Source organism: Rhodococcus sp. KB6 (assembly GCF_001445685.1).
Taxonomy (GTDB): Bacteria; Actinomycetota; Actinomycetes; order Mycobacteriales; family Mycobacteriaceae; genus Rhodococcus_F; species Rhodococcus_F qingshengii.
Genome location: NZ_LNAK01000006.1, coordinates 46388 through 69242, shown reverse-complemented (window position 1 = coordinate 69242; position 22855 = coordinate 46388). Strand labels below are relative to the sequence as shown.

Annotated in this window: 30 protein-coding genes, 1 tRNA gene and 4 pseudogenes; 11 read left to right on the top strand and 24 right to left on the bottom strand. The window is 61.9% G+C overall.

What is annotated here, in order from left to right; translation table 11 throughout:
* Positions 1-370: 370 nt before the first annotated feature.
* A complete protein-coding gene (locus ASU23_RS01030) occupies positions 371-1591 on the bottom strand; it encodes a CdaR family transcriptional regulator (protein WP_058037007.1) in 1221 nt (406 codons plus the stop codon).
* Positions 1592-1900: 309 nt separating this feature from the next.
* On the opposite strand from ASU23_RS01030, the pseudogene ASU23_RS33720 reads away from it, so the two are divergent.
* A pseudogene (locus ASU23_RS33720) lies at positions 1901-2081 on the top strand (cyclase); the annotation flags it as partial.
* 312 nt (positions 2082-2393) lie between these two features.
* Here ASU23_RS33720 and ASU23_RS35210 read toward each other — a convergent pair.
* Positions 2394-2978, bottom strand: coding sequence for a WhiB family transcriptional regulator (locus ASU23_RS35210; RefSeq protein ID WP_207624197.1), 585 nt, complete (start codon positions 2976-2978; stop codon positions 2394-2396).
* A gap of 622 nt (positions 2979-3600) precedes the next feature.
* Between ASU23_RS35210 and ASU23_RS01015 the strand changes: the two genes are divergently transcribed.
* On the top strand, positions 3601-4224 hold the full coding sequence (locus tag ASU23_RS01015; RefSeq protein WP_223304630.1) for a DUF6328 family protein: 624 nt from the start codon (positions 3601-3603) through the stop codon (positions 4222-4224).
* Between the two features lie 537 nt (positions 4225-4761).
* Here ASU23_RS01015 and ASU23_RS33715 read toward each other — a convergent pair.
* The 4 genes from ASU23_RS33715 to ASU23_RS01000 all read right to left on the bottom strand — a co-directional run bounded on the left by ASU23_RS33715 (position 4762) and on the right by ASU23_RS01000 (position 6395).
* Positions 4762-4926 (bottom strand): hypothetical protein, encoded by a 165-nt coding sequence (locus ASU23_RS33715; protein WP_156423042.1) that lies wholly within the window; start codon positions 4924-4926, stop codon positions 4762-4764.
* 60 nt (positions 4927-4986) lie between these two features.
* A complete protein-coding gene (locus ASU23_RS01010; RefSeq protein WP_054781739.1) occupies positions 4987-5250 on the bottom strand; it encodes a hypothetical protein in 264 nt (87 codons plus the stop codon).
* Positions 5251-5553: 303 nt separating this feature from the next.
* A complete protein-coding gene (locus ASU23_RS01005; protein WP_058036960.1) occupies positions 5554-5940 on the bottom strand; it encodes a hypothetical protein in 387 nt (128 codons plus the stop codon).
* Complete coding sequence (locus tag ASU23_RS01000; RefSeq protein ID WP_058036959.1) at positions 5937-6395, bottom strand: Hsp20/alpha crystallin family protein; 459 nt, start codon at positions 6393-6395, stop codon at positions 5937-5939. The genes ASU23_RS01005 and ASU23_RS01000 overlap by 4 nt, the downstream gene beginning before the upstream one ends.
* Before the next feature lie 164 nt (positions 6396-6559).
* On the opposite strand from ASU23_RS01000, the gene ASU23_RS00995 reads away from it, so the two are divergent.
* Both ASU23_RS00995 and ASU23_RS00990 read left to right on the top strand, forming a co-directional pair.
* Positions 6560-6904: a MerR family transcriptional regulator gene (locus ASU23_RS00995; RefSeq protein WP_054781737.1), complete on the top strand. Its 345-nt coding sequence runs from the start codon at positions 6560-6562 to the stop codon at positions 6902-6904.
* A gap of 27 nt (positions 6905-6931) precedes the next feature.
* On the top strand, positions 6932-7132 hold the full coding sequence (locus ASU23_RS00990; RefSeq protein WP_042445278.1) for a hypothetical protein: 201 nt from the start codon (positions 6932-6934) through the stop codon (positions 7130-7132).
* A 194-nt stretch (positions 7133-7326) separates the two neighbouring features.
* Here the strand turns inward: ASU23_RS00990 and ASU23_RS00985 are convergent, their stop codons facing one another.
* Positions 7327-8025 carry a GAF domain-containing protein gene (locus ASU23_RS00985; protein WP_042445280.1) on the bottom strand — a complete coding sequence of 233 codons (699 nt, stop codon included), beginning with the start codon at positions 8023-8025 and terminating at the stop codon, positions 7327-7329.
* A 58-nt stretch (positions 8026-8083) separates the two neighbouring features.
* Entirely contained in the window at positions 8084-8731 is a 648-nt protein-coding gene (locus ASU23_RS00980) for a GAF and ANTAR domain-containing protein (RefSeq protein ID WP_075835087.1), read from the bottom strand.
* A 269-nt stretch (positions 8732-9000) separates the two neighbouring features.
* Here ASU23_RS00980 and ASU23_RS00975 point away from each other — a divergent pair, with 269 nt between their 5' ends.
* Positions 9001-9768 (top strand): GAF and ANTAR domain-containing protein, encoded by a 768-nt coding sequence (locus tag ASU23_RS00975; protein ID WP_058036957.1) that lies wholly within the window; start codon positions 9001-9003, stop codon positions 9766-9768.
* Positions 9769-9836: 68 nt separating this feature from the next.
* Here the strand turns inward: ASU23_RS00975 and ASU23_RS34620 are convergent, their stop codons facing one another.
* Positions 9837-10082 (bottom strand): ANTAR domain-containing protein, encoded by a 246-nt coding sequence (locus ASU23_RS34620; protein WP_308115469.1) that lies wholly within the window; start codon positions 10080-10082, stop codon positions 9837-9839.
* Positions 10079-10204 (bottom strand): annotated as a pseudogene (locus ASU23_RS34615) (thioredoxin-disulfide reductase); the annotation flags it as partial. The pseudogene ASU23_RS34615 and the gene ASU23_RS34620, both read right to left, overlap by 4 nt.
* A gap of 534 nt (positions 10205-10738) precedes the next feature.
* On the opposite strand from ASU23_RS34615, the gene ASU23_RS00965 reads away from it, so the two are divergent.
* Complete coding sequence (locus tag ASU23_RS00965; protein ID WP_139799826.1) at positions 10739-11167, top strand: ATP-binding protein; 429 nt, start codon at positions 10739-10741, stop codon at positions 11165-11167.
* Entirely contained in the window at positions 11164-11940 is a 777-nt protein-coding gene (locus ASU23_RS00960; protein ID WP_054781731.1) for a SigB/SigF/SigG family RNA polymerase sigma factor, read from the top strand. The genes ASU23_RS00965 and ASU23_RS00960 overlap by 4 nt, the downstream gene beginning before the upstream one ends.
* Positions 11941-12135: 195 nt before the next feature.
* Here the strand turns inward: ASU23_RS00960 and ASU23_RS00955 are convergent.
* Together ASU23_RS00955 and ASU23_RS34140 are read right to left on the bottom strand one after the other, a co-directional pair.
* Positions 12136-12415: pseudogene (locus tag ASU23_RS00955) on the bottom strand (low affinity iron permease family protein); the annotation flags it as partial.
* 64 nt (positions 12416-12479) lie between these two features.
* A complete protein-coding gene (locus ASU23_RS34140) occupies positions 12480-12635 on the bottom strand; it encodes a DUF6131 family protein (RefSeq protein ID WP_087503864.1) in 156 nt (51 codons plus the stop codon).
* Between the two features lie 235 nt (positions 12636-12870).
* Here ASU23_RS34140 and ASU23_RS00945 point away from each other — a divergent pair, with 235 nt between their 5' ends.
* On the top strand, positions 12871-13140 hold the full coding sequence (locus ASU23_RS00945) for a Rho termination factor N-terminal domain-containing protein (RefSeq protein WP_054781729.1): 270 nt from the start codon (positions 12871-12873) through the stop codon (positions 13138-13140).
* Between the two features lie 87 nt (positions 13141-13227).
* Here ASU23_RS00945 and ASU23_RS00940 read toward each other — a convergent pair whose 3' ends face one another.
* From ASU23_RS00940 to ASU23_RS00930, 3 genes are read right to left on the bottom strand one after another with little or no spacing between them, the layout of a single operon-like run.
* Positions 13228-13455, bottom strand: a complete 228-nt coding sequence (locus tag ASU23_RS00940; protein ID WP_058037006.1) for a DUF6480 family protein — start codon at positions 13453-13455, stop codon at positions 13228-13230.
* A gap of 14 nt (positions 13456-13469) precedes the next feature.
* A complete protein-coding gene (locus tag ASU23_RS00935) occupies positions 13470-14057 on the bottom strand; it encodes a type 1 glutamine amidotransferase domain-containing protein (RefSeq protein ID WP_058036954.1) in 588 nt (195 codons plus the stop codon).
* Between the two features lie 46 nt (positions 14058-14103).
* A complete protein-coding gene (locus ASU23_RS00930; RefSeq protein ID WP_058036953.1) occupies positions 14104-14292 on the bottom strand; it encodes a hypothetical protein in 189 nt (62 codons plus the stop codon).
* A gap of 617 nt (positions 14293-14909) precedes the next feature.
* Here ASU23_RS00930 and ASU23_RS00920 point away from each other — a divergent pair.
* Complete coding sequence (locus ASU23_RS00920; protein WP_054781728.1) at positions 14910-15266, top strand: hypothetical protein; 357 nt, start codon at positions 14910-14912, stop codon at positions 15264-15266.
* Positions 15267-15694: 428 nt separating this feature from the next.
* Here ASU23_RS00920 and ASU23_RS00915 read toward each other — a convergent pair whose 3' ends face one another.
* The 8 genes and pseudogenes from ASU23_RS00915 to ASU23_RS00890 all read right to left on the bottom strand — a co-directional run.
* Positions 15695-16444: a GAF and ANTAR domain-containing protein gene (locus ASU23_RS00915; protein ID WP_054781727.1), complete on the bottom strand. Its 750-nt coding sequence runs from the start codon at positions 16442-16444 to the stop codon at positions 15695-15697.
* Positions 16445-17386: 942 nt separating this feature from the next.
* The gene (locus tag ASU23_RS00910) at positions 17387-17950 is read right to left on the bottom strand and encodes a recombinase family protein (protein WP_054781726.1); all 564 of its coding nucleotides are present in this window, start codon (positions 17948-17950) and stop codon (positions 17387-17389) included.
* A complete protein-coding gene (locus ASU23_RS00905; RefSeq protein WP_058036950.1) occupies positions 17947-18747 on the bottom strand; it encodes a Fic family protein in 801 nt (266 codons plus the stop codon). Before ASU23_RS00905 ends, ASU23_RS00910 begins: the two co-directional genes overlap by 4 nt.
* 86 nt (positions 18748-18833) lie before the next feature.
* Positions 18834-19001 (bottom strand): hypothetical protein, encoded by a 168-nt coding sequence (locus tag ASU23_RS34135; protein ID WP_165638552.1) that lies wholly within the window; start codon positions 18999-19001, stop codon positions 18834-18836.
* 2 nt (positions 19002-19003) lie between these two features.
* On the bottom strand, positions 19004-19216 hold the full coding sequence (locus ASU23_RS00900; RefSeq protein WP_054781723.1) for a hypothetical protein: 213 nt from the start codon (positions 19214-19216) through the stop codon (positions 19004-19006).
* Positions 19213-19389 (bottom strand): hypothetical protein, encoded by a 177-nt coding sequence (locus ASU23_RS34130; protein WP_165638551.1) that lies wholly within the window; start codon positions 19387-19389, stop codon positions 19213-19215. The genes ASU23_RS00900 and ASU23_RS34130 overlap by 4 nt, the downstream gene beginning before the upstream one ends.
* 14 nt (positions 19390-19403) lie before the next feature.
* Positions 19404-19838 carry a DnaB-like helicase N-terminal domain-containing protein gene (locus ASU23_RS00895; RefSeq protein ID WP_232330067.1) on the bottom strand — a complete coding sequence of 145 codons (435 nt, stop codon included), beginning with the start codon at positions 19836-19838 and terminating at the stop codon, positions 19404-19406.
* Between the two features lie 47 nt (positions 19839-19885).
* Positions 19886-20284, bottom strand: a pseudogene (locus tag ASU23_RS00890) (DUF2637 domain-containing protein); the annotation flags it as partial.
* Between the two features lie 383 nt (positions 20285-20667).
* On the opposite strand from ASU23_RS00890, the gene ASU23_RS00885 reads away from it, so the two are divergent.
* Complete coding sequence (locus ASU23_RS00885; RefSeq protein WP_058036949.1) at positions 20668-21009, top strand: hypothetical protein; 342 nt, start codon at positions 20668-20670, stop codon at positions 21007-21009.
* A gap of 52 nt (positions 21010-21061) precedes the next feature.
* Here the strand turns inward: ASU23_RS00885 and ASU23_RS00880 are convergent.
* Positions 21062-21147: transfer RNA gene (locus tag ASU23_RS00880), tRNA-Leu, on the bottom strand.
* 254 nt (positions 21148-21401) lie between these two features.
* On the opposite strand from ASU23_RS00880, the gene ASU23_RS00875 reads away from it, so the two are divergent.
* On the top strand, positions 21402-22820 hold the full coding sequence (locus tag ASU23_RS00875; protein WP_021332622.1) for a DUF3662 and FHA domain-containing protein: 1419 nt from the start codon (positions 21402-21404) through the stop codon (positions 22818-22820).
* Positions 22821-22855 lie beyond the last annotated feature (35 nt).

The following is a 22855-nucleotide window of genomic DNA, read 5'->3' as shown; positions in this document are numbered from 1 at the left end:
CGTACGTCGAGGCGGCGACCTATGTGCTCGGTCAGGGTGTCGATCGGTCCCTGCTCGACAACCTCACGCCGGCGGTGTTCGCATCGACCCAGGCGGAGACCGCCACGGCCGCGATCGACGGCGACGACTTCGCGACGGACCAGGCGACGATCGCGACGTACGCGCAGGGCCTCGACGGGGCCGCCGCCATCATGGCGGAAGCCGAAGCCGGAATCCGGAATCCGGGCGCGCGTGTTCACCGCCGCCATCGAGAACCTCACCGCCGCTGTGGACGCCGGCCTCGGCGATCTCGGGTTCGCGGCCCAGGCGAGGATCGTCGCCGTGGCGGGGTAAGCCGGGGCGAGACGGCCCGGTCGGGACGCCGCGGGTGTCAGTCGCGCAGCTGCACGAGCATGAGCGCGGCGACGACGCTCGCGGCGCTCTCGGCGAGCGGCACAGGCAGGAGTTGGTCGGCTCGCGCCAGCCTCCGCTCGACGGTGTTCCTGTGCGTGAACAGGCGCTCGGCGGCGGCGGAGCCGTTGAACCGCTCCTGGATGTAGGTAAGCACCGTCTCGCGCAGCGCCGGGTCGGCGATGGCCAGGTCGCCCAGCGTGTCGGTGACGAACTGATCGGCCTGCGCCATGTCGGCGGTGAGAACCGAGACCAACGCGACGTCCTCGTAGCGCACGACGATCCGGTTCGAGCCCAACCGGGCCAGCATCCGCTGCGCGGACGCCGCGTCGAGGTGGCTGCGACGAAAACCTTCGAGGTCCTGTCCCGGGCGTCCGAAGGCGAGGTGGATCCCCGGTGTTTCGGCGACGATCCGTTCGGCGACCTCGGTCGGAGGGACCACGTGCGCCGAGACCCACACCCACAGGGCGGTGGTACTCGCGTTGAGGGTGAGCCGGCGCCCGGCACCGCACATCCGCATCACTGCCTCCGCAGCGGTGTCGAGGCCCGCCGCCTCGTCTGCCGAATCGCTCCAGATGATCGCGGCCACGTGGTCCCCCGTCAACGCGTAGCCGAGACGCGATTCCGCCCTCGCGCGACCGATCGGCGCGCCTTCGAGCAGCAACTGGACCGTGGCGTGTCGTTCGGCGTTCGCCCCCTTGGCGAGATCGACGCGCTCCCTCTCCACGAACTCGTCGAGCGCGGCGATCGAATCGTCGATGAATGTCGCCATCGAGCGCTCAGACACCTTTATCAGTTCCCGGAGTTCGTCGAGGTCGGTGGTGGCGGCGAAGCAGCCGTCGACCCACATCGACCACGCGCCGTGCTGAGCGCCGCGCCAGGAACCTAGGTCGTGCAGGTCCAGTCCGCGGCGCACGACGTCCCGCGCGAACTGCAGGATCTCCGGATCCATGCTCGGCGGAACCCGCATGCCGGGATCCTGCATGTTCGCGGACAACCAGTGCAGCATGTTGGTCCTGTTCATCCGGCGGTCCGCCTCCACGAGCTGCGGATCGTCGAGCACCGCGCGGTAATCCGCTGACTCGTGTGCTGCCGCCGTCACCTCTTCCGCAGCGGTGTCGGCTGCAGCGAGCATGTGCTCGGCCACCAGCCGGATGAGCGCCGAGATGCGCACGCTCGGGCGCGGCCACGATGTTCCCACTGTCGCACTGTAGCGCTGCGCCGGTCCGGCCGCGCAAACGCTGCGCCTCACGGCGGCATCTAATCCGAAAATGGGGTGACGTGCCTGCGGTGCCGGCACGTGCGTTGTCCCGGCGGCACGTAGCGGAGCCGGGAAGGTCGTGGTGGTGTTGTGCGGGTCAGGCGGCCGGGGTGAGGGTGACGGTGCAGCCGAGGGCTTCGAGTTGACGGATGTGGTTGCGTTTCTTGGTGTCCGGGTTGATGTGGCGGGTGTAGGTCGGGGCCGAGGTCGTGGAAGGTGGTCTGGTCGTCGGAGAACAGGTGCCAGACGATGGACATCGACCCCGACGGCTTCGTCGAGAACGTCGCCGGACAAACTCGGAATCCTCACTCATCGCGTCAAAACGGACATGAAGAACTTCAAGGAGTTCATCGAGTCCCGCGGACACGAAACCGGCGCTTGGCGCGGCAACGTCGAACGCCCCGACCAGATTCGCCTCGACGAAGCATAAAACCCTTCCGATCTTCATTCGACCGGACCGCGAATTCGTCGAGGCTTCGGCGCCGACTCAGGATGACGCACGTCTGAAGGCGCAGGCACCCGCTCGCGGGTAAACCCGGGCGTGAACTGCTGCACGGCAACTACTTCGGAAGCGTGGGCGTGGGGAGTGGAATCCGCCGCACGATTTTCGTCGCCGTCATGCATCTAGAGTGCGCCATCGGCCTTCGCAGCCTTCGTCAAATGGCTGTCCGTCACGTTCTGCGGAGGTGTCGAGATCAGTTGATACAACCGTTGGAACACAGAGGCTGCCCCCCGGCCTATCTTAGAAACCGAGGGCAGTCGCTTCGCGTACAGTGCTGTTCCGCTTGTTTTCGATCCTCTCGCCCAATAGGGAATGTCGGCAATACCAACCGTCAGCGAGGTAGGGGAACTGTTCGAGATCTTTGACAGACTCAACCCGCCGTGCTCGCAGATCACAGTGCTCAGCTACGTCGACGGACCCCGATCCCTTCCTCCGCGAAGCCGCCCGCGCAGCACGACCCCCTACATGACGACAGTCGCCGAGTTGGAAGCATCCGAACAATTCCGCCGCGCCCGTAGCTCTGGGTGGCCACACGGTTCTTTGTCGTGACCAGACTCTATGCACTTTCCTCGTCATCTCTGCTCCGGGCCGCGGACAACCGGACCCTCCCGCGAAAGGGAAGCCGTGGACCTGGCAGAGCAGTGATCCGCCCTCCACCAGGTAGCGGCCACCCCACACCCCCGCCGCTTCCCCACGAGCAAGGGCGCCCGCCAAACACTCCGACATATGGGAACAACTGCGACACAATGACATCGCCCTCGACAGCTCCTCACGCGCCGAAGAAAACCACCATTCCGGATCGTGCGACCGACACGGAGCAGTCACTACGTGTTCCAAGCCCACTCGGCGCTTCCCCAGTCCTGCCTAGGCTATTTCGTGTCGAAATCGGATTCGGTGCACGAGGCGGATGCACCGGCACCATTGGAGGTGTTCTCCGTCAACACCTTCCGTCGACAATGAACGCGCACGTGATCGCCCCGTCGTCATCGAACCCGTTACTGGCGGTCACCGTCGCAATCTTCACCAGTCCCGTCACCGTGACCTCCTTGGTCCACGGCCATGTGCGCTTATTCTTCGGCGGGTACTGCTGACCCGTACTGCGGCGGATACCCCTGGCGTGGCTGCTGAACCATAGGGCTGTTGAGGCGATTGCCCGTAAGGCTGATGCGGGTCTGGACCATACGAATTGGGTCCTGCGGAGGCGGCGTCATGATGGCTTTCTTCGGCTCTGCGCACACCCATCATCTGGGGGCTCTCCCATAGGAGTACCAGAGCAACGCCCCCATACGGGCAGCTTGCGAAAACCCGCTACCTCAACCACACGACGATCCCAACGAACAACTCACCACAGGAATCACTGCCTACCCTTCACGTGGCAGGTGCCCAGCCCTGCGCGTGGCACGGGGAAGCCTGTTTCCCGCATGCGCTGAGCGGGTAGCTCACCCAGATGAGCACCGGACACGCACCAACCGGCGACGGAGCCCGGCCGCAACGCCCACGCCCCGAACCGCGTCCCGAGGCCACTGCACCGCCACGCGCCGATTCAGAATGGAACTATCGCGTCCGCCACGAGACACCCACCCAACGTCTCGACCGCAACTGGTCCCACATCCTCCAAGAGCTCCGGGTAGTCCAGACCGGCATGCAGATCCTCACCGGCTTCCTCCTGACATTGCCCTTCCAACAACGCTTCTCGGATCTGCAAGCTTTCGAGAAGGACTTGTATCTGATCACGCTGGCAATGTCTACGGCAGCGACGATCGTGCTCGTATCACCTGTCGCCATGCACCGCCTACTCTTCAGGCGTCACGCCCTCCCCGTCCTCGTCGAGCAGGGTCAACGATTCGCCGTCACCGGCCTTCTCCTACTCGGCGGCGCACTGACTGGCGTTCTCACCCTGACTTTCGATGTAGTCGTCAACAAAAGCACAGGCCTGATCGCCGGCGGCTGCGCCGTACTTCTGGCAATCACATTGTGGTGCTGCTACCCACTTCTCTTCGCACACCAGCTGCATCTCGGCCGCCCCGAGAAACAACCCGACGAACCACAGCACCCACGCAACCACCATTAGACCGCGGATGCTGACGCATCACGCATCCGAATACACCATCCGCCGATGTTTCAGCCCGCCGGCCCCTCGGTAACTACCCCACGCGGCGAACGGTTCGGTGAGTCGCACACAGGCCCTCACCCGCACTCTGTCACTCACGACGGTGGACACCTGACCCGAACAAACGGCACTCCAACACTTTTTGGTGTCGCCAACCGCACCGAAACAAACGGGCGACGCACCGCCGCGCCTCCTATCCCCGAACGCTGCGACAGGCATCCCTCAACCGGCGAAAGGTTGTTCGGTTGTGAGTCAAGTGCGGTGCTGCATCCCGAAACCGTCACCGCCGCATACCGGAAGTTCGGATCCGCCACACCCAGCCGATCAGCGCTCCCGGAAGTCCAGGCGCGCAACGACAGCCAACCCTATACACAACACGATCACCAGCACTGCAACATTGATCATCACGATCTCCCCTCTGGCAACCGTGTGGGGTCAGTCAGTCCCAACGCACGGTGAACCAGACTCATACGGCAGTCTGGGCGAGCCTCGACGAATCTACGCAGCGTGCAGAATCCGAGAAGAGGCGTCCTCGATACTCCGATTCGGTGTCATCGTCGACGTCGCGGCACCCGCGCTGCCCCCTGTGACGACCTGACGCCACCACGCTTCACGTTCCTCGGATTCCGGCCACACCACCACATCGAGGTCATCGACATCCATGCGAGTACTCCTTCATGTCCTCTGACCACCTGTTACCCCGCCTACGGTCCTGTAAACCCTTCACAGCTTCGAAGTCGGATCGACCGTCGACTCCGCCACCAGCGCCGGGCTCGGCATGCCGATCTTCGGGCACCATGTGCCGCGGTGCCCGCCGGGAGGCAGTTTCGTGGGCAACAACGCCCCGAGGTGGTCGTAGCGCTGGACATGCAATCCCCCACTGCTGCCGCCGTTGGCTGCCGTCGCCGCCACGATCGCCTCGTTGTCCGAATCGAAGAACTCCTCGGCGGTCGATCCGTCCGCGAACGTGAACCTGTACCGTTCCATCACGCGACCTCACCGTTTGTCGAAAATAACTCGTAGACATTGTGTTCGGACGAAACTCTGCACGGTGTGCGTTCACGCTGCGCGCCGGAAAAGGTGATTGCCGAGCCGGTCACACTTCTCGCACTTTCCGCCGTCCAAGGCCTGTACCCACTACCTACCGGGTATTCGCAAAAGACGTCACAGTGTGTGAGCGTCTCGGCAACCACCGCGCAAGAACCCACGGACCCTGCCCGCAAGTCCTCACACCCGAGGGTCCCCCGCTGCGCCGTCGAGGGCCGGGCAACGAGAAACCCGCCCACGCCCCTAACCCTGTGGAGGGGAGCGTTGGGTCGCCCGAGGCCGCATCACCGGAACCCGATACGTATACCGGGACATCATGATCGGCGGGGCCACCAAGCCGGGGTCGAGGGTGCAGCCGGCAATCCGGGTGAGCAACACCCACGCCGCCGGAGTGAGCGCATCGGCGAGAATCCGATCCGAATCCTCCACCACGGCAGCATATTCCAGTTCGTGCCAGAGGCGGATACCCAGCCTCTCCCACTCCGAGTCGCCGCGCCGACCCCTGCCGGCTACTTCACGCTCATCCTCGGCGATGCGGTCGATCTCGACGTCATCGACCCCAGTCATTGTCGCTGCACCCTCTCGAAACCTGCTGTTGTGGACTGCGGACTGTTCCGGCGTGCTGTTCACGCATCGAGCTGCTTGCTCTCCTGCTTGTGGCCCACCTCCTTGCTGCTCCCGTTGCTGTTCCCGGCGCTGCTGATCTCGATCTTGCGGGGCTTGGCCCGCTCCGCGAGCGGGATCGTCAACCTCAGTACGCCCGCGTCGTAGCCGGCCTCGATATTGTCGGTGTCGAGGTTCTCGCCCAGGAACAGTTGACGACTGAATACCCCGCGCGGGCGCTCAGCGGCAATCATCTCCGCCTCGCTGGCGCGAACCGGCCGCTCGGCGTGCACCGTCAACACATTGCGGTCCACATCGAGGTCGAGTGAATCCGGGTCCATGCCGGGAAGATCGAACTCGACGACGAACTGCTCACCTTCCTGCCATGCATCCATCGGCATCACCGCCGGCTGCGAAGCAGTACCCAACAGCTGTCGGGTCAGGCGGTCAAGGTCACGGAAAGGATCGGTGCGCATCAACATTTTCGGTCACCTCCAGGAAAAGTCACTGGAACCGTTCACTGACTACCACCACCGCATCCACCGAACTTCTACAGTAGATGCTGTAGATTTGGTATATCATCAAACACACATCGGATCAAGAGCTTGCCCGCAGATATCGAAATTTCTTTGATGGGAGGACCATCATGGCGCGCAACCCCGCTATCGCCGAACCCCCTGGCCTGTACGCGATCTCGGTGACATCGGAGCTCTCCGGATTCACCGCCGGCACGCTGCGACTCTACGAACAGTACGGCCTGATCACCCCCGCCCGCACCCGCGGCGGTACCCGCCGCTACAACGACGAGGACCTTACTCGTCTGGGCCGCATCACAGAACTCATCGCCGACGGCATCAACCTCGTCGGCATCAAACGAGTCCTCGAACTCGAAGACAGCACCGCCCTACTACGCCGCGACAACACCCGGCTACGCGCAGACAACGCCCACCTACGCCGGAAAAACACACACGACACAGAGAAACGTCCGTGATCGCCCGACAGAGAAAGGGCCACCGCCATGGAAGACAACCGCATTCGCTCAGCCCTCGACGCGACACCCGACACCGACTACCTCGAACAAACCATCCCAGCCGACCCGAATGCAGTGGATGCCGTCGACCTCGAAGCCCTCACCACGGAACTCGACACCCCATGGCCGGCGCCCGAGGGAGATCTGCTCGAACAATCGACACCCGCCCCGCTCGACGACGAACGCTGAGGTTCCCTGTCCGACTGGTGCACTACACCAACCGGGCAGGGAACGCCCTGCCGACCCGAGGCATCTCTGTATCCGAATACGTTGTCTAACAGCTCTTTCGGGAACGACTGCACGACCGGGTCTGAGAGTGCATACGATACGAAAACTTCCCGGTAAGGATCACTTCATGCTCGTGCCACCTAGGAGGCTCTGCCTCACCGGGCATCCGGGTTCGCCAGCACCAACGACGAGTACGCCGCGGCGCTGATCCCTCGTCGCCGCGCGTTCTCCGCCAGCCGTGCAGTTGCGAGTTCGATCGAAATACCGTCGAGTTCGGCGATCATGCCGACTGCCTGTTCCACGTCGCCGCGGACCGCGATCAGCTTCTTGACCGCCGTCACCACCTGCGAATGACGATCCTGACGACTGTCCGTGGACAGAGTCAGAGCGGCCAAATCTGCCATCGACTGCCCGTATGCATTACTACGCTCCGCGCTGTGCCACGAATCGTGAGTAAAGACCACGAGTGATCCGAGCGATGTCCGACCCAACCTCATCGGAAAGCAGCGGCACCCGCCCAGCCCATGTTCGAGTCCTGAGCGACCGAATTTCCGCCACCGCTCCCCCACGTCTTTGAAGCTGTCGACCATCACAACCGCTCCGCTCTCAGCGCTCAGCGCAGCCGGACCCGATATGGCAAGAGTCCGGTCGGGAACGAACTCGGCATTTGCCGACTCCACCAACACATCGAGATAACCTTGCTCCCCGTTTCGCACGACGAGGACGCACCACACACCGCTCAGATTCTGTCTCGATCGCTCAACGATCGTCTCGAGTACACGCAGGGAATCGAAGTCGGTGGTGAGAAGATGAGTCACCTCGGCAATGCTCAATTGTATTGCGGGGGTGTTCATCCTGGGCTCCCATCGTCAAGTACTGCAGAGACATTGCGCGATCTTTCCGAATCAGATGTCATCCGTCGTCACCACCGTGTGCGAATCGGATCCGCCGATTCACGACATCTGCGGCGATCTCCCAAATCGGCCTCCCCGAGGAGTACGCGGCGGCTCGAAGCCGAGAAAGCGACTCTTCGACCGAGACACGAAGTTGGATCGCGATCATCCCGACTGCCTGGTTCACCTCGGGTCGGTGAAAGGCATTGACGAGCATCCCGGCGTCCAGATCACCGGTGACAGGAAGTTCGGCAAGAATCGCCATCGAAATCGCAGCGGCACTCGCAGTCGCCAATTCGATCTGCTCGTCGTCGAGGCCAATGGGATCGAGACGGTACAGTTCGAGCACACCGAAGACATCACCTCCGCCCCTGAGCGGAAAGGCGAACACCGATCCGACACCGGCTTTGTCTGCCTCGCTGGCAAACCCCGGCCAGATGTCATTGGCGGAATCACTGGAAGTGTCGTTGCAGAACATCGGTCGCTCAGTTGTAAATGCATCAACGCACGGACCGTCACCGCCGGTGAACTGTAGTTCGTCGAGATGTTGTGCCACCGAGTCCGTCGCGTACATCAATTCCCTCGACGAAGAGCTGCTGAGCACTGTGATCGCCGCCCCTTGAACTTCCGCCAGCCTCAAACACTGTCGACACAGTTTCGCGGTCATCGGCAACTCGACTGATGCGCGGCGCCCTCTCTCACTTTCGGATTCGTCGGGAAATTCGGGTGTGTCCTGACTTCCTCTCGGATCTGCATTCACAGGACGCACCTCCTCAGTCGCCTTCACGGGACACACACGGCGCCTGGTCACTCCGATCCGGCGTAAAGTCGAGATTACCGAATAGAGGTACTTCTCAGGCGCGCGGCCGAGTCGGCCGCGTCGGTGCCACTTTTCGTTGGTGGACCACTTCCACCGCGCGGATCGGGCAAGAAATCATGAACTTCGACAGTTCTCATCCGCGCGCGCGACCGTCGGCCGCCTTCGTACGAGCACAAGGTCGCGAGCCGCGACTCATCGATCGCCTCGAACAATCTCTCTCCATACCGGCTGATTCCCCGGATCGAGTCGTGGAGTTGATGATTCGATGCACGATCGCCGCCGTCGAGTTGGTTGTCGGTGTTGATCACGCCGGTGTCACGGCATCCCTGGACAGCGAACCGTTCACCCTCGCCCCTACCGATGAACGTGTAGAAGAATTCGATCGCACGCAATATCTCCTCGGTGACGGACCCTGCCTGTCAGCATCGCGCACGGGTCGGTCGGTCCGAATGTCGGTCAAACAATTAGGCACACGGTGGCCAACTCTCGGCATTGCTGCGCGCAACGCCGGATTGGAAGGTTTTCTCGCGATACCACTGTTCAACGCCGACGTGCCGGTCGGGTCGCTGAACCTGTACTCGCATTCAGCGGTGGCAGAGACGGACCGGGACCGCGATCTCGTCGTCGTCATCGCCGAATATCTGGGAGCGGGGCTCGACGCCATCGCAACAGACCATCGACTCGAACATGCCGCCAACGCCCTGCGCCGAGGAATCGACTCACGTGCCGACATCGAACGAGCAGTCGGAATCTTAATGATCCGCCGCAATACAGACCCCCAGACCGCGCTTTCCGAACTACAGGCTTCAGCACGTCATCAGTCGCGGGATTTACTGGACGTTGCACGTCAGACAATCATTTCAGCCGACGACCAACGCACATAGAGCTTCCGATCGACCGGTCAGAACGCTGCGACGGCACGAAGCGGCGTGCCGTCGATAGGCGGGAGAACTCACCATCGCCGCGTTCGAGGGGCCTCGTCATCTCTAGGTGTGCGCACGCTCGCTAACAATTCCTCCGCGACGACCCTGACTTTCGTATTGGTACGTCGGGACGTCTCGACCAACATCGCGAACGCCCCATCCGCATCGACACCGTGCACCGCCATCAACACCCCCTTCGCCCCCTTCGCCTGATCGATCACCGCCCGCGAATCGAGAGCACGCTCAAAGTTCCTTTCGCTGGGTGTAAGAGTCAGACGGCGTCTACGGTATGGCCGGCCGAGTGGAACGTGTTGGCGGTGATGCCGCCGCTGTCGAGCAGCCAGCGTTCGGCGTCGATTGCTGCGGCGCATCCGGCGCGGACAGCGGTGATCGCCTGACCTGTCGGTGTTCGGTTCTGCCGGGGTATCACCGAAAGAAATGCCGCTTCGAGCGGCCGCTTGCCGATAAGCGCAAGACGGGCACCGATCCTGAAAAGCCACTGGACACCTTCGGTGCCGGCGGCTTCGTCATATCTGGGCCAGGGAGACGGGTTGCATCAGATGCAAGATTGATGCTTCTGATGTGGTGCCAATTGCCCTTCGTTTCCGGTGGTCAGTGTCGTCCGGGGAGGTCGACTGGCGGATGTGCAGGATTCGAAACGGGCGGTATTCATAGCCAGGAAGCCGCACCGCTATAGATCGTGGCTCCTCGTACGGGTTGCTGGGGATTTCCATTCCCCGGCGCTATACGCTCACTTCGATCGAGTCCTGTTGCAGAACCGTCAACAGCGTTAAGCTCGATGTTTGACCGCCGATCCACTGCGTAGTTGAAAACGGCTGGGCAGTTGAACGGTTTGTCAGGCTATGCGGGTGTGCGACCGTGGCTCTCACCAGGAGCAGCCTGCACCCCTCAGGTACAGGAGCACACTCACGTGACGTCCTTCGAGCGGGCCATCCTTTCACCGGCCGCAACGACACCTTCACTGTCCGTCTCCGCATCACCTGACCAACTCCCAGTACTGCGATCACTGATCCGGACCGTGGCCGCCCACTATGCACTCTCGCTGAGCAGGTTGTCAGACCTGGTCCTCGCGGCAGACGAAGCTGCAACCATTCTCATCTCCCGTGCTCTCCCCTTCAGCACCTTGACGTGCACATTCGACGGAAACGTCGCCACTGTGCAGGTAATCCTCTCGACGACAACGACGGGTCAGATCACCACGAGCACCTCGTCCTTCATATGGCACGTCCTTGACACTCTGGCCGACGGCGTAGTCCTCGAGCAGGTCCCGCCCACCCTTCCAGAGAAAAACTGGATGGCCACGATCACACTCACCAAGGCGTTGCAGGCGGGTTCGTGACCCCGCCCGGCCTCGAGGACAACGAGTACACGGAGGTCACCGCTCTGTTCGTGCGCCTTGCCGCCCTGCCCGCCGACGATCTCGATTTCGAACGGCTTCGCACCGAAATCATCGAAATCTGTCTGCCCCTCGCCGATCACATTGCCCGGCGGTATCGAGGACGAGGCCAGTCACACGAGGATCTCGTCCAAGTCGCCAGTCTGGGTCTGGTCAATGCAGTCAATCGCTTCGACCTTGCGAAAGGTAAAGATTTTCTGTCCTTTGCCGTCCCGACGATGATGGGTGAGGTGCGCAGGCACTTTCGTGACCGGGGTTGGGATGTCCGAGTTCCACGCTCACTCCAGGAGAATTACCTAAGCCTCAAAAGGTCGCGAGCCACGCTCACCCAGACTCTCGGTCGCGAGCCCACGATCCCCGAGCTCGCGGCAGATCTGGGTGTCGAACCGGCCGACATCGTGAACATCGCGGCGGCCGGAGATTCCTATCATTCCGCATCGCTAGACGCCGTCACTGCGCCCGACGGGGCGTCAATCGGAGACACGCTCGGCGAGTACGACGCCGCGCTCGACGGAATCGACAACCACGAAACCCTCCGGCCTGCGCTCCTCGCTCTGCCTGAACGCGAACGGACAATCCTCGTGTACCGGTTCTTCGGGGAACTGACTCAATCGGAAATCGCCGAGAAGGTCGGCCTTTCCCAGATGCATGTCTCACGATTGCTCAGCCGGTCTCTCGAGTCCCTGCGCCGCGAAATCGGCGAAGTCACCAATTGAGGGACGATGGGCACGAAACAGGACGGACAAGGAAGCTCGCCCCGGTCCGCGGTAACTCGAAGGACTCACTCGACTGCTTTCGGATGATGGTGTGATGTGCTCCCGATTCGATCGTGTGCCCATGAGTTCGGCCTGATCCGGCACTGAATCATAGGTTCTGCAGGCGAAGCGGACGCATACGGTGGACAAGATGGCTCAGGACGCACTTTCGTGATCTTCGAGTCCACCGGCCATGCGTAGTTTCTTTGAGGTCTTTGCCGAGTTCGAGGTGCTCTTTCGAGAGCTGCTTCATCAGGTCGGCGAGGCCGTCTGCGATGGCATTGAGTTTGTGCTGAACGGCGTCGTCGGAGCGTTTCTGGGTGTTTTGGAGCAACGCCACGAGGAGGAATGTGACGATGGTGGTGACGGTGGTGATGATCAGTTGCCAGGTGACGATGGTGCCCAACAGGAAAAATGACGGAGCCCAGAGCACAACCGTGACATGTCAGATGCGCAATGGACGTGAGTTCCGCGGTGACCGAGGGGCCGGCGCCGCAGCGTCAGTAGTAGTGCCGCCGACCACCGACAGCATGTCCGGCGGCGCCGAGCGCGAACAGAACGACCCCGATCACCACGAGAATGATGCCGATCGTCCACAGGATCGAGATGCCAGTCAAGAAGCCGACGATCAACAAGACAATTCCGAGAATGATCATGGACCCTCCTTCGACACGGATCACCCATCGAGGGCGACGTACCCGCTGGTCACAGTCCTCAAACACTTGGAACGGGCTGGGCGCAGGTACGGCCGTGCCTGATGCGACCGACTCCTCGACTGCTTTCGGGTGGTGACACAGGGTGCCTTGTTTTCCGGTTTGATCGTCCACCTCACGGGTAGCACCTGTACGAGACCGGACCCTCAGTTCAAAGGCACAGTGGGAGGACGCACCAGTGGCTCGCCAAGACTCACAACCCCAACTCAAGGATCAGGACCTCTACGAAGAATTACGAAAGAAAGGGGATTCGAAGCAGAAGGCGGCACGGATTTCCAACGCGGCCGCCAATCGTGGGCGGTCGAGTGTGGGTAAATCCGGGGGCAAGTCTTCGCCGTACGAAGACTGGACGGTGGAGGAATTGAAGAAGCGTGCCAAAGAGCTGGATCTTCACGGTTATTCGAAACTCAAGAAGAGCGAACTGATCGATACCCTCCGAAATCACTGAACCTCGCCCTTGGCGTCAGGTCCACTCCGACACTCGGCTTCTGTGTACGAATCGCCATGCGACACCGCTCGGTCCGAAGCGCAGAAATCATGCCAGTATGGCCACCGCGGCGATGACGAAAACGATGACAACCAACGCGACCGCGACCATCGCTGCAATTCCTGTTCCTGGAAAGCGTTTGACGGTCGCGGGTTCGGGTTCGGACAATCCCGACGTCTGGGGAGCATCGGGCGGGGTGCTCCCCGGCTTGACCCCGCCTCCGGGTTCCAGGTCAGGGGTATTGTCCGGATCTGGTTCGGGCGGTGTAGAAGTCACGATGTTCCTCCCGGTCAACTTCCCTCGGAAGTCGTCGTCGATGCCTGGGACTGCCGGAGCGTGTCGGTCAGTGTCGCGCAGAACGCCGGCAGATCATCGGGGTTGCGGCTCGATATCAACGTATTCGGTCCTGAAGTACAGACCACGACTTCTTCGTCCACCCACGTGCCGCCGGCGTTCGTGATGTCGGTGCGCAAACTAGGCCACGACGTCAGCGTGCGACCGGCGACCACGCCGGCTTCGACCAGCGTCCACGGTCCGTGGCAGATCACTGCGACAGGCTTCCCGGCGTCGAAGAAACTCCGGGCGAACGCCACCGCCCCTGGATTCACACGAAGGAAATCAGGGTTGGCCACACCACCGGGTAGGACGAGTGCGTCGTATTCCGACCACTTCGCCGACTCGACCACCGCATCCACGTCGAAGACGTCAGCTTTGTCGAGATGATTGAATGCCTGAATAGTTCCGGATTTTGTCGAAACAATCGACGGCTGAGCGTGTTCGGCAACCAACGCATCCCACGGGTCCGTCAACTCGATTTGTTCGACTCCCTCCGTCGCCACGAGGAATGCCACTTTCTTTCCTGCGAGTAGTCGACTCATGCTTGAACGTCCTCCCTCATCTTCGTCACAACCGTCGAGCGACTGCTCAGCTGGATGCGCCCTCGGTGTCGTCGAAGAACGACCATTCACCGTCATGCTGGACTTCCATGCGCCATCCCAGTTCCGAGTTGTCGGCGCGGGCATCGACGAACCAGGCATGCGCATCGTCAGCGCTGTCGATCTCGCGCGTCGCGGTGACGTCGCCTGCAGGATTGATCACTCTGTAAGTAGCCATTCGGGTCGGCTTCCCCAGCCGATGCTTCTTCAATCATCGACTGCGACGACGGCGTATCAACCCGTACCGTCACCATGGACGCTCAGGCGCTGACCCCGCGCGTCGTACGCCGACTGTACGGTTCACACACGAAGTGCGCGAGGCGATCAGAGAGGTCGCTGGTATGCGACCTGAGCCGTCAGAAACAGATTTACGACTTGGGGATCCCCGCATCTCCCCGATACGCAAACCGTCGACGATCATCTCGAGCCGAAGAGCGAAGCCATCGGAAGTCCAGACACATCACCACACCCATGCCGATACTCAGCATCACAAGCAACAGAACAACATTCAGCACCGTGCATCCACCCTTCTATGAGGCCGGCTCTCAGGCCGCCGTCACGCCGCGAAACGCAGCGGGCTTCCATTCGTGCCTGCGGAGGCCGTGGAATCCTTGGCACACGGCAAGTCTCCGACATCTCTTGCCACACGGCGGTCTTCGAAAGGTGCGATTCCCACGATCTCGCGCCACCACCTTTCGTGCTCTTCAGACTCCGTCCACGACGCGACATCCACCACAAGCCCTCCTTCACCGACCCCCGATTTGTTACCCAGCTCACGCACTGAGGAAACGTGACGTGGCAATGACCGTGCGCTCTGGGAGATCCGCGCGGTTGCAGGACGTCAACGAACTCGGCTGGGAAGAAGTTCAGTCGTCGGCGCCGAGGCCTTGGGGAACTGGACGATCGCATTCGTTCCGACGACGACCTGCCGGCACCGACGACGACCTGGTGGTGCCACTGACGGTGGGGTGTCAAGCACTCACACACTCGTCGAGCAATGTCGCAGCTAGCTCCTCGTTCATCCTGTGGCAGAACGGAGTTCGCGCAAGGCAATTTATGGAAGCCTTCTCCGCCGAACTCGATACCCTATGGCCGGCACCCGAGGAATATCTGCTCGAACAATCGATCTCCCCGCTCGACGACCAGCGCTGAACTCCGAGCGCGTCCGTGGCTCGGTAACGAGGCGTCTGTTGCCGAGGAGCCTGCTTTGTCACCGAACCAACGGTTCTCGATTCGCTACGAACGGGCTCTGCCGGACGGGGATGGGAGTCGACGTCCGGCAGAACAACAGTCCCGAGCCAGCACAGACCGGGACGATTCTCACCCTGCACCCGATCGGCTGAAAGTACCAGCCCTCACCGGACTGAAATGCGACACGTGTGATGCAGTGCTCTCTCATTGGTTTCGGAAACCCAGACAGTTCCGGCCCCACAACGAGGGTGCGGTGTGTGTGTGCCGATCGTAGGGTGGCCCAGCGGCAGGTCGGAGGAGTCACACCTCACATCAACCGATCAGCACGACCCCGGACGCGGACCCTCGCACGCTCATTGCCCGGCATCGGCGAGGGCTTGTCATCATCTCTAGGTGATGCGCACACTCGCCAGCAGATCCTCTGCCACCGCCCGCAGTTTCGTGTTGGTGCGTTGGGATCTCTCGACCAGCATCGCGAACGCCGCATCCGCATCGACACCGTGGACCGCCATCAACACCCCCTTCGCCTGATCGATCACCGCCCGCGAATCGAGAGCACGCTCGAGCTGCAGAGCCAACTGCCGGGCACCCCGGTAACGTTCGGTACTGCCGATCGCATACCCAGCGGCAGTGGTGAACAAATTCATCAACGCCACCTCAGAACGAGCGAACCCGTCCGCACGGCTGCCGTACACGTTGACCGCACCCGCACGCACCCCGGGCTCGAGCGCAGGCAACGGAATCGACAGGAAACTCTGCACCCCGAATCGCCGGGCCTCGGACGCCAGACCCGGCCACCGCTCACTGGCAGTCGTGCGGTCCGCCACCACGATCTGCTCGCTCTCCGCGGCCTCGATACACGGACCCGCCCACGACCGATACTGCAGCTCGTCTACTATGACGACCTCACGGGACGTGCGCGCCGCCGTCGACGCAGCACCCTCCTCATCGAGAACCGTCACCCCCGCCATGTCCGCATCCTCGATCAACTCCACCGCATGCTCACACAACCGGTTCAGATACTTCTCGATGTGACCGGCCGGATTCAACACCCGATACAGATCCTGCAACGCTTCGGCAGCCGCATCGAGCGGAGGAAACCACCCATCACCGACAGCAGCGCTTCGTACGACATCCATCCCACACCTCACACGCACTCCCACGAGACCGTGACGGCACACGACGAAAATGGGCAAAACCCCGATCTCCACTTGTCAACAACTCACGAATGCCCGAACACACCACCACCAAACCCCACCACGACGCCGCGGTCCCGCCGCACCAGCAACCCGAACCAAAGGGTGGTTCGCCGGCGCCGAGGTGTGAGCGCCGACGCCAGCGAACCCGATGCGCATCCCGGCACTGCCCGTACCAGGATGCCCCATTTCGGGGCTGACCCACCCCCGGCGAGCGGACAGCCGGAAGGCAGGTCGTCTGCGCGGCGCCCCGAAATCCTTTTCGAGTGCTCCCGATACCGCAACCCAGAGGTATCCCACACACCACCAACGCAAACCCGCCCCGACCACAGACCTTCAACGGTATGGGGAAACGCCGCAACGCCACATCCATGCGGACCCACTACCGACCAGACGCACCTACGTAGCCAAGATCGCCGGTCTGCGCCTCCCCACACCTGTAGTGGCTACACGGAGTACAAACAGCTGTCGGCTTCACCCTCCTCGGACGGTTCTGCGGACGATTCTGCAATCACACGTCGACATCGAACGTCGCATCATCTTCCTCGACTCCGGACGGCTCCCCGTCCCGAAGTCCTCCTCCAGCCTCGCGGAGCACCCTTCCAACAGCGAATTACATCGCGGTTCAGCGCTAAAGTCTCCGTGTCTCCGTTCCAACGAGACGGAGACGAACGCGTAGCCTTCATGATTAGGCTCACTGGCGGGTGCAGTCGGTGGCCCACAAACTGTTGAGGAGCTTCGGTCGGTATCAGTCTCGGTCAGTCCACCGTGATCGAGCCCCTCAACCTCCGAGAGGACACTCACCGAGCCAACCGGTACCATCGGTATTCGTAGAGACTGCAACAAGATTCACAACTGAACTACCGTCTTCCGAAAAAGATCGAGCTATTGGATGGCCGTCAGGAGTGCACGGCCGACAGAGGACCGACCGACGCCCAGTGTCGAAGCGATGGAGTCAAGACTCCTCCCTTGCTCGCGCAGTGCACGGGCGAGTTCAGTGCGTTCCGGGGTCATGACAGTCGGCCGGCCGCCGCGTCGACCTTGACGTCGGGCGGCTTCGAGGCCGGCGTGGGTACGTTCGACGATCATGCGGCGTTCCATTTGGGCAAGGGCTGCCATGATGTGGAAGAGAAATTCGCCGCCTGCGGTGGTGGTATCGAATCCTTCTGTGAGGGAACGGAATGCGATGCCGCGCTCACCGAGGTTGTGAACGGTGTCGATGACGTGGCGGACGGATCGTCCGAGCCTGTCGAGTTTCCAGACGACGAGGACATCACCGTCGTGGTCACGTAGGTAGTTCAGGCATTCGGTGAGCTGGGGGCGCTGCGTTTTGGAGCCGGATTCGTAGTCGGTGAAGATGCGGATCGCTCCGGCTTGGCGGAGTGCGTGTTCTTGCAGTTCGGGGTTTTGTTCGAGGGTGGAGACGCGGGCGTATCCGATGATGCTCACAGTCTCGGTCCTTCTGGTCTGCTGCTGTGTTGTGGGATGGTGCGGCTGTTCATGAGTTGGTGGTCGACCTCGGGGCTCCAGTGGGTGTGAAACTTGGTGGTGTCGAGGTCGGCTAGTTCCGGTTCCGGAGCGGCCGGCTTGGGGGCTGGCCGGATCTCGGTCGTCTGTGGGTCATGTTGTGGTGCTTCGGGTTTGATCTGGCTCGCCCAGGTATAGGTCTGTTCGGGCATGGTGTCGTGGTGCTCGATCATCGCCTGCCAGTGCTCGGGGAACGTCATGACGTTCTCGCGGGGTGCGGTGGCGATGGAGTCCATGGGCACTTCGGTGACAGGTTTGATCGCGGGTCGTAGGACGTCGGCGAGGATGGTTCCGCCGTCGATGTAGGCGAAGTTGCGGGCGGCTTGGACGGCGTCGGCGCTGAGTTCGCGCCATTCGATTGCCCATCCGACGTCGCGTGCGAGTTGGTCGAAGAAAACCCTTTGGGTGCGGGAGTTTCCGTCGACGAACGGGTGGACACTGGTGAGATCTCCCCAGTGTCCGGCGAGGTCCTGGACGAACGCTTCGTGGCTGTGGTGGTTGACGTAGACGCCGCTGTTGATGTCGGTGAACACTCGGTCGAGTTCGCCTGGGATGGCGGCGGGTGGGTCGTGGAGGATGCCGAGATCGCCTGGCGCGGTGTCGATGGTGCGGATTTCACCGGCCCATTCGTACAGGTCGCCGAGTAGGTGTCGGTGGATTGCTTGCAGGTGCGCGAAGTCGAAGTGTCCGTCGATCGGGTTCGCTGCCAATTCCGCCATTCGTGATCTCGTTGTTCATGGCGTTCCTTTCTGTCGTTTCCGGCGATTGTGCCTGGTAGCTCCGACACGGACCTACGGACGGGTTTTCAGAACAGAGTGTTTTGGGTTTGTGCGGCGGCGTTGTCGGTGCGTTTCTCGTAGGCGGTTGCGAGGGTTTGCGCGGTGGTGGGGCTGCATCCCATTTCGGTGCCGATGTCGTCCCAGCTGGCTCCGTGGTGGTGCAGTTGCCAGGCATCGTGTTCGTCGTCGCTCACGTTCAACCCTCCTCTTCGGCGGGTGTCTTGAGTTCTCGGCGGAGGCGTAGGGCTACGACGTAGTGGTAGACGGCAAGCCCGAGGAGGCTTGTTCCGGCGATGAGTGAAATGGTTGTTCCGCCGGTGAGGAAGATGATGCCTACGGCGAGGCTGATCAGCGCGACGACGGTGTGCGCTTTCCAGCCGGGTTTGCTGGTGTCTTTTTCGGTCGTCATGGTCGATTCCCTTTGTCGTTTGGGGCTTTTCGGAGGCTGGCGGCTTTGGTGAAGCTGTAGACGGAGGCGGCGAGGGCGATGATTCCGGCGGTGATCATGTGTTTGGTGCCGATGGTGAAGTCCAGGGCTGCGACGGCGAGCGCGAGGACTCCGAAGATGCTGTGTTTCAACACTCTCGGTTTGTTAGTCATGGGCGGCCTTCGCGGATGGCTGCGAGGCGTTGGGAGGCTGCGCGGCGTTCGCGGCCGATGCTGAGCAGGTGTTCGAACAGTTGGTCTTCGGGGAGTTCTTCGGCGGCTTGGGCGAGGGATCGTGCTGCTTCGCGGAATCCGCGCCGGTAGGCCTGGATGAGGACTGCGGCAATCTTGTGCTCGAGTTCAGCGGACGGGACGCCGATGGTGCTGATGTCGGTGAGTGCTTTGGTGAGTTGTTTCCCGAGGTGCCCGCTGGTGCGTCCTTCCTGCTGCAAGGTGGCGAAGACATGGGCACTGTTGTGCGGTTTGCCGGAAGTGACTAGCTCCTCGATGGCGGTGAACAGTGCCGCGTTCACGGGCCGGTAGAAGTCTGCGCTGGTCAGAGCTGCGACGGCACGTTTCGCGCTCTCAGCCGGCGCCCAGAGCAGCGAGCACAGGAGTTGAGCCTCGACGTCGAGGGCGGTGCTGTACTCGCGAGGGGACTGAACCCGAGGTCTCCCCCACCGACGATGAACTGCCGTGCGGCGATTGCTGCGTGATAGGCGTGGTACGCGTTTCCGAGGATGCTGATCACGACAACGCTGACTGCAAGCGCTATGTAGAAGCCTCTGTCGCGTTTGTTCATGTTGAGCTTGCTGATGATGACGATGGCGATGGCGATGGTCGCGCCGAGGATTGCACTGTCGACGATCGCCGGGAAAATCCAGGTCAGGTGTTCGGGGATCAGCGCTTGCCTTGCAAGGTCGCGTTGTACGGCGAAGGAAAGTACGAATGCGCCGGTGGTGATGCCGAGTGCAATGACGATCGCGAGTGCGAGTGCGGCGAGCAATGCGCCTAGCTGGATACGGGCAGCCCGGAGGCTAAAGTCGTTCATGATCGGGTTTTTCCTTCCAAAGGTTCCCGGTCTGGAGCTTCGCCGGGTTGCCTCCTTGTGGGACCCCCATTTAGCTTTCCGTGTATGTCCGCATCTACGGATATACGTACATACGAAAAGGGTCAGCGTCGAGCGAGAACGTCACGTTTTACCCGTTACTGAGGGTTCGTCGGCCAACAGACGTTCAACCAAGACGACAAGAATCTCCTGGGCAGTCACCCGGGCAAGTCCCAAGTCTCTGACTGCTGGGAACGACGAAGCACTTCGTGCCGAACCACTCCGCCATGGGGTGAATGTCCGTTATCTTCCTCGGCAGTAGTTGCAATCTCCTGGCTGCTCGGCGTCCACGCACGGATGCTGTCACCACGAAAGGGAGCACATCTGTGAATGGACTCGAAACGCCTACTCGTTTGTCCCGAACCACCGCCGCCTTCGGCGTTGGCGCGCTCGCTGCCGCGATCACCTTCGGCAGTGCAGTGGGTACTGCATCAGCCGACACTCCGGTCGTCGACTTCGGCAGTATCTCTTTCGCGGTGACCAACGGTCCCGGCAACACCATCTACGACATCAACGCCATCATCAATCTCCCGCCCGGCACACTGCCGCCAGGGATGATGACCCCTCAGATCACTGCGCCCGCCGCGGCCCCTCAACCAGTCGGCGACCCGTTTGCGGGCACCGCATTGGACTTCGTTCTGAGCTTCATTCAGGCTGCGGCCAGTTAGCCGACAACAAAAAAACGAGGCCCCAACTCAAAGGAGTTAGGGCCTCGTCTTGTGGTGGGCGAAGGGGGACTTGAACCCCCACGTCCCGAAGGACACTGGCACCTGAAGCCAGCGCGTCTGCCATTCCGCCACTCGCCCGAGCAACGCCGAAACATTATCACGACAAACTTTGAAAGTTCTATTCGTGCAGCTCAGGGCACGAATCGATGAACACCGAGCACCCGAAAGCCCAGAACCGATACCATGCTGAAACAGCGGCCAGGTACTGCCGAAGCGTCATTTGACAGTACCGTGGAACCTGTACAGCAGTTTGGACGACACGCGACAAGGCGGTGCCGGCGCTACTTGCCGAGCATTTTGCTGTCGTAGATGCGAGGCGAGAGGAGGGCCCGATGGGCATCGTGCAGCGTTTCGAACGAAAGCTCCAAGGAGCTGTCGGCGACGCATTCGCGCGGGTCTTCGGTGGTGGTGTTGTGCCGCAGGAAGTAGAGGCGGCGCTCCAGCAGGAGGCACGTGACCGCGTCGAGCACCTCGGCGGCGGAATCCTTCTCGCCCCCAACAACTACGTGATCACCATCAACAACTCCGATCACGAAGAATTGGCAGCCGATCGCGAACTGACTACCAAAGCTTTCAGCCGACACCTGCAGGATTTCATCCGCGATCAGGGTTGGCAGACGTACGGCGACATCTCGGTCACTTTCGAGCCTTCGCCTACGCTCCACACCGGTCAGTTCCGCACCCGCGGAACCGTCGACCCGGATGGTGACGCTGAGCAGGCATCCCCGCCGTCGCATGTTCCGCAGGTTTCGTCGCGGCCTCCACAACGGCCGCCTCAGCGACCCGCACCGATTGTTCCCCCTGTTTCCAATCCAGTCCCGTCACAACCAGGAGCCGGCCCCATGACGCAGAACTCAGGCTACGAACCAAGCCGCGAACCGGCGGGTCGCCAGCCCGAACCGCAGCAGCCGGCACGGAACGGGTACTCCCACGACGACGGCGGTTACGCCGCTCCGCAGGGCCAGGAAGCGCCGTACCAGAACGGTTACGACCGCGGCGACGGTTACCGCACGGGCGACGACCAGCAGGGCTACAACCAGCAGCAGGGTGGCTACGACCAGCAGGCGTACCCGAACCAGCAGCAGCCGTACGAGCAGGCCGGTTACGACCAGCAGAGCTATGACCAGCAGGGCGGCGGTTACGACCAGCAGGGGTACCAGCAGCAGCCGTACGACCAGCAGGGCTACGGCCAGCAGGCGTACCAGGGTGGGTACGACCAGCAGGGCTACCAGCAAGGCGGCTACGACCAGCAGGGTTACCAGCAGCCGTACAACGGCCAGTCCTACGATCAGCCGGGTTACGACCAGCAGAGCTACCAGCAGGGCGGTTACGACCAGCAGGCGTACACACAGCAGCCGTACGAGCAGGCCGGCTACGAGCAGGGCGGCAACTTCGAGCAGACGCAGGCCTACCCGCAGCAGGGCTACGCCCAGCCGCAGGGCGGTTACGCACCGACGGCCCAGAGCCTGACGGCAACCCTGCAGCTCGAGGACGGCAGCGGACGCCACTTCCAGCTTCGCGACGGCAGCAATGTCATCGGCCGCGGCCAGGAAGCTCAGTTCCGCCTCCCGGACACCGGCGTCTCACGTCGCCACATCGACATCCGTTGGGACGGCCGCACCGCGATGCTGTCCGATTTGGGATCCACGAACGGCACCACCGTCAACGGAGCACCGGTCCAGGACTGGCAGCTGGCAGACGGCGACATCATTCGTGCAGGTCACTCGGAGATTCTGGTTCGCATTCTCTGAGCTGAGAAACGGACGCCAGGATTTTTCCGATAACA

Bases quoted from the DNA above. Each gene is read 5' to 3' on its own strand.
- ASU23_RS01015 (WP_223304630.1), top strand. From the start codon at position 3,601: ATGAGCACCGGACACGCACCAACCGGCGACGGAGCCCGGCCGCAACGC.
- ASU23_RS33715 (WP_156423042.1), bottom strand. From the start codon at position 4,926: ATGGATGTCGATGACCTCGATGTGGTGGTGTGGCCGGAATCCGAGGAA.
- ASU23_RS01010 (WP_054781739.1), bottom strand. From the start codon at position 5,250: ATGGAACGGTACAGGTTCACGTTCGCGGACGGATCGACCGCCGAGGAG.
- ASU23_RS01000 (WP_058036959.1), bottom strand. From the start codon at position 6,395: ATGTTGATGCGCACCGATCCTTTCCGTGACCTTGACCGCCTGACCCGA.
- ASU23_RS00995 (WP_054781737.1), top strand. From the start codon at position 6,560: ATGGCGCGCAACCCCGCTATCGCCGAACCCCCTGGCCTGTACGCGATC.
- ASU23_RS00990 (WP_042445278.1), top strand. From the start codon at position 6,932: ATGGAAGACAACCGCATTCGCTCAGCCCTCGACGCGACACCCGACACC.
- ASU23_RS00985 (WP_042445280.1), bottom strand. From the start codon at position 8,025: ATGAACACCCCCGCAATACAATTGAGCATTGCCGAGGTGACTCATCTT.
- ASU23_RS00980 (WP_075835087.1), bottom strand. From the start codon at position 8,731: ATGACCGCGAAACTGTGTCGACAGTGTTTGAGGCTGGCGGAAGTTCAA.
- ASU23_RS00975 (WP_058036957.1), top strand. From the start codon at position 9,001: ATGAACTTCGACAGTTCTCATCCGCGCGCGCGACCGTCGGCCGCCTTC.
- ASU23_RS34140 (WP_087503864.1), bottom strand. From the start codon at position 12,635: ATGATCATTCTCGGAATTGTCTTGTTGATCGTCGGCTTCTTGACTGGC.
- ASU23_RS00935 (WP_058036954.1), bottom strand. From the start codon at position 14,057: ATGAGTCGACTACTCGCAGGAAAGAAAGTGGCATTCCTCGTGGCGACG.
- ASU23_RS00930 (WP_058036953.1), bottom strand. From the start codon at position 14,292: ATGGCTACTTACAGAGTGATCAATCCTGCAGGCGACGTCACCGCGACG.
- ASU23_RS00915 (WP_054781727.1), bottom strand. From the start codon at position 16,444: ATGGATGTCGTACGAAGCGCTGCTGTCGGTGATGGGTGGTTTCCTCCG.
- ASU23_RS00905 (WP_058036950.1), bottom strand. From the start codon at position 18,747: ATGGCGGAATTGGCAGCGAACCCGATCGACGGACACTTCGACTTCGCG.
- ASU23_RS00900 (WP_054781723.1), bottom strand. From the start codon at position 19,216: ATGACGACCGAAAAAGACACCAGCAAACCCGGCTGGAAAGCGCACACC.
- ASU23_RS00875 (WP_021332622.1), top strand. From the start codon at position 21,402: ATGGGCATCGTGCAGCGTTTCGAACGAAAGCTCCAAGGAGCTGTCGGC.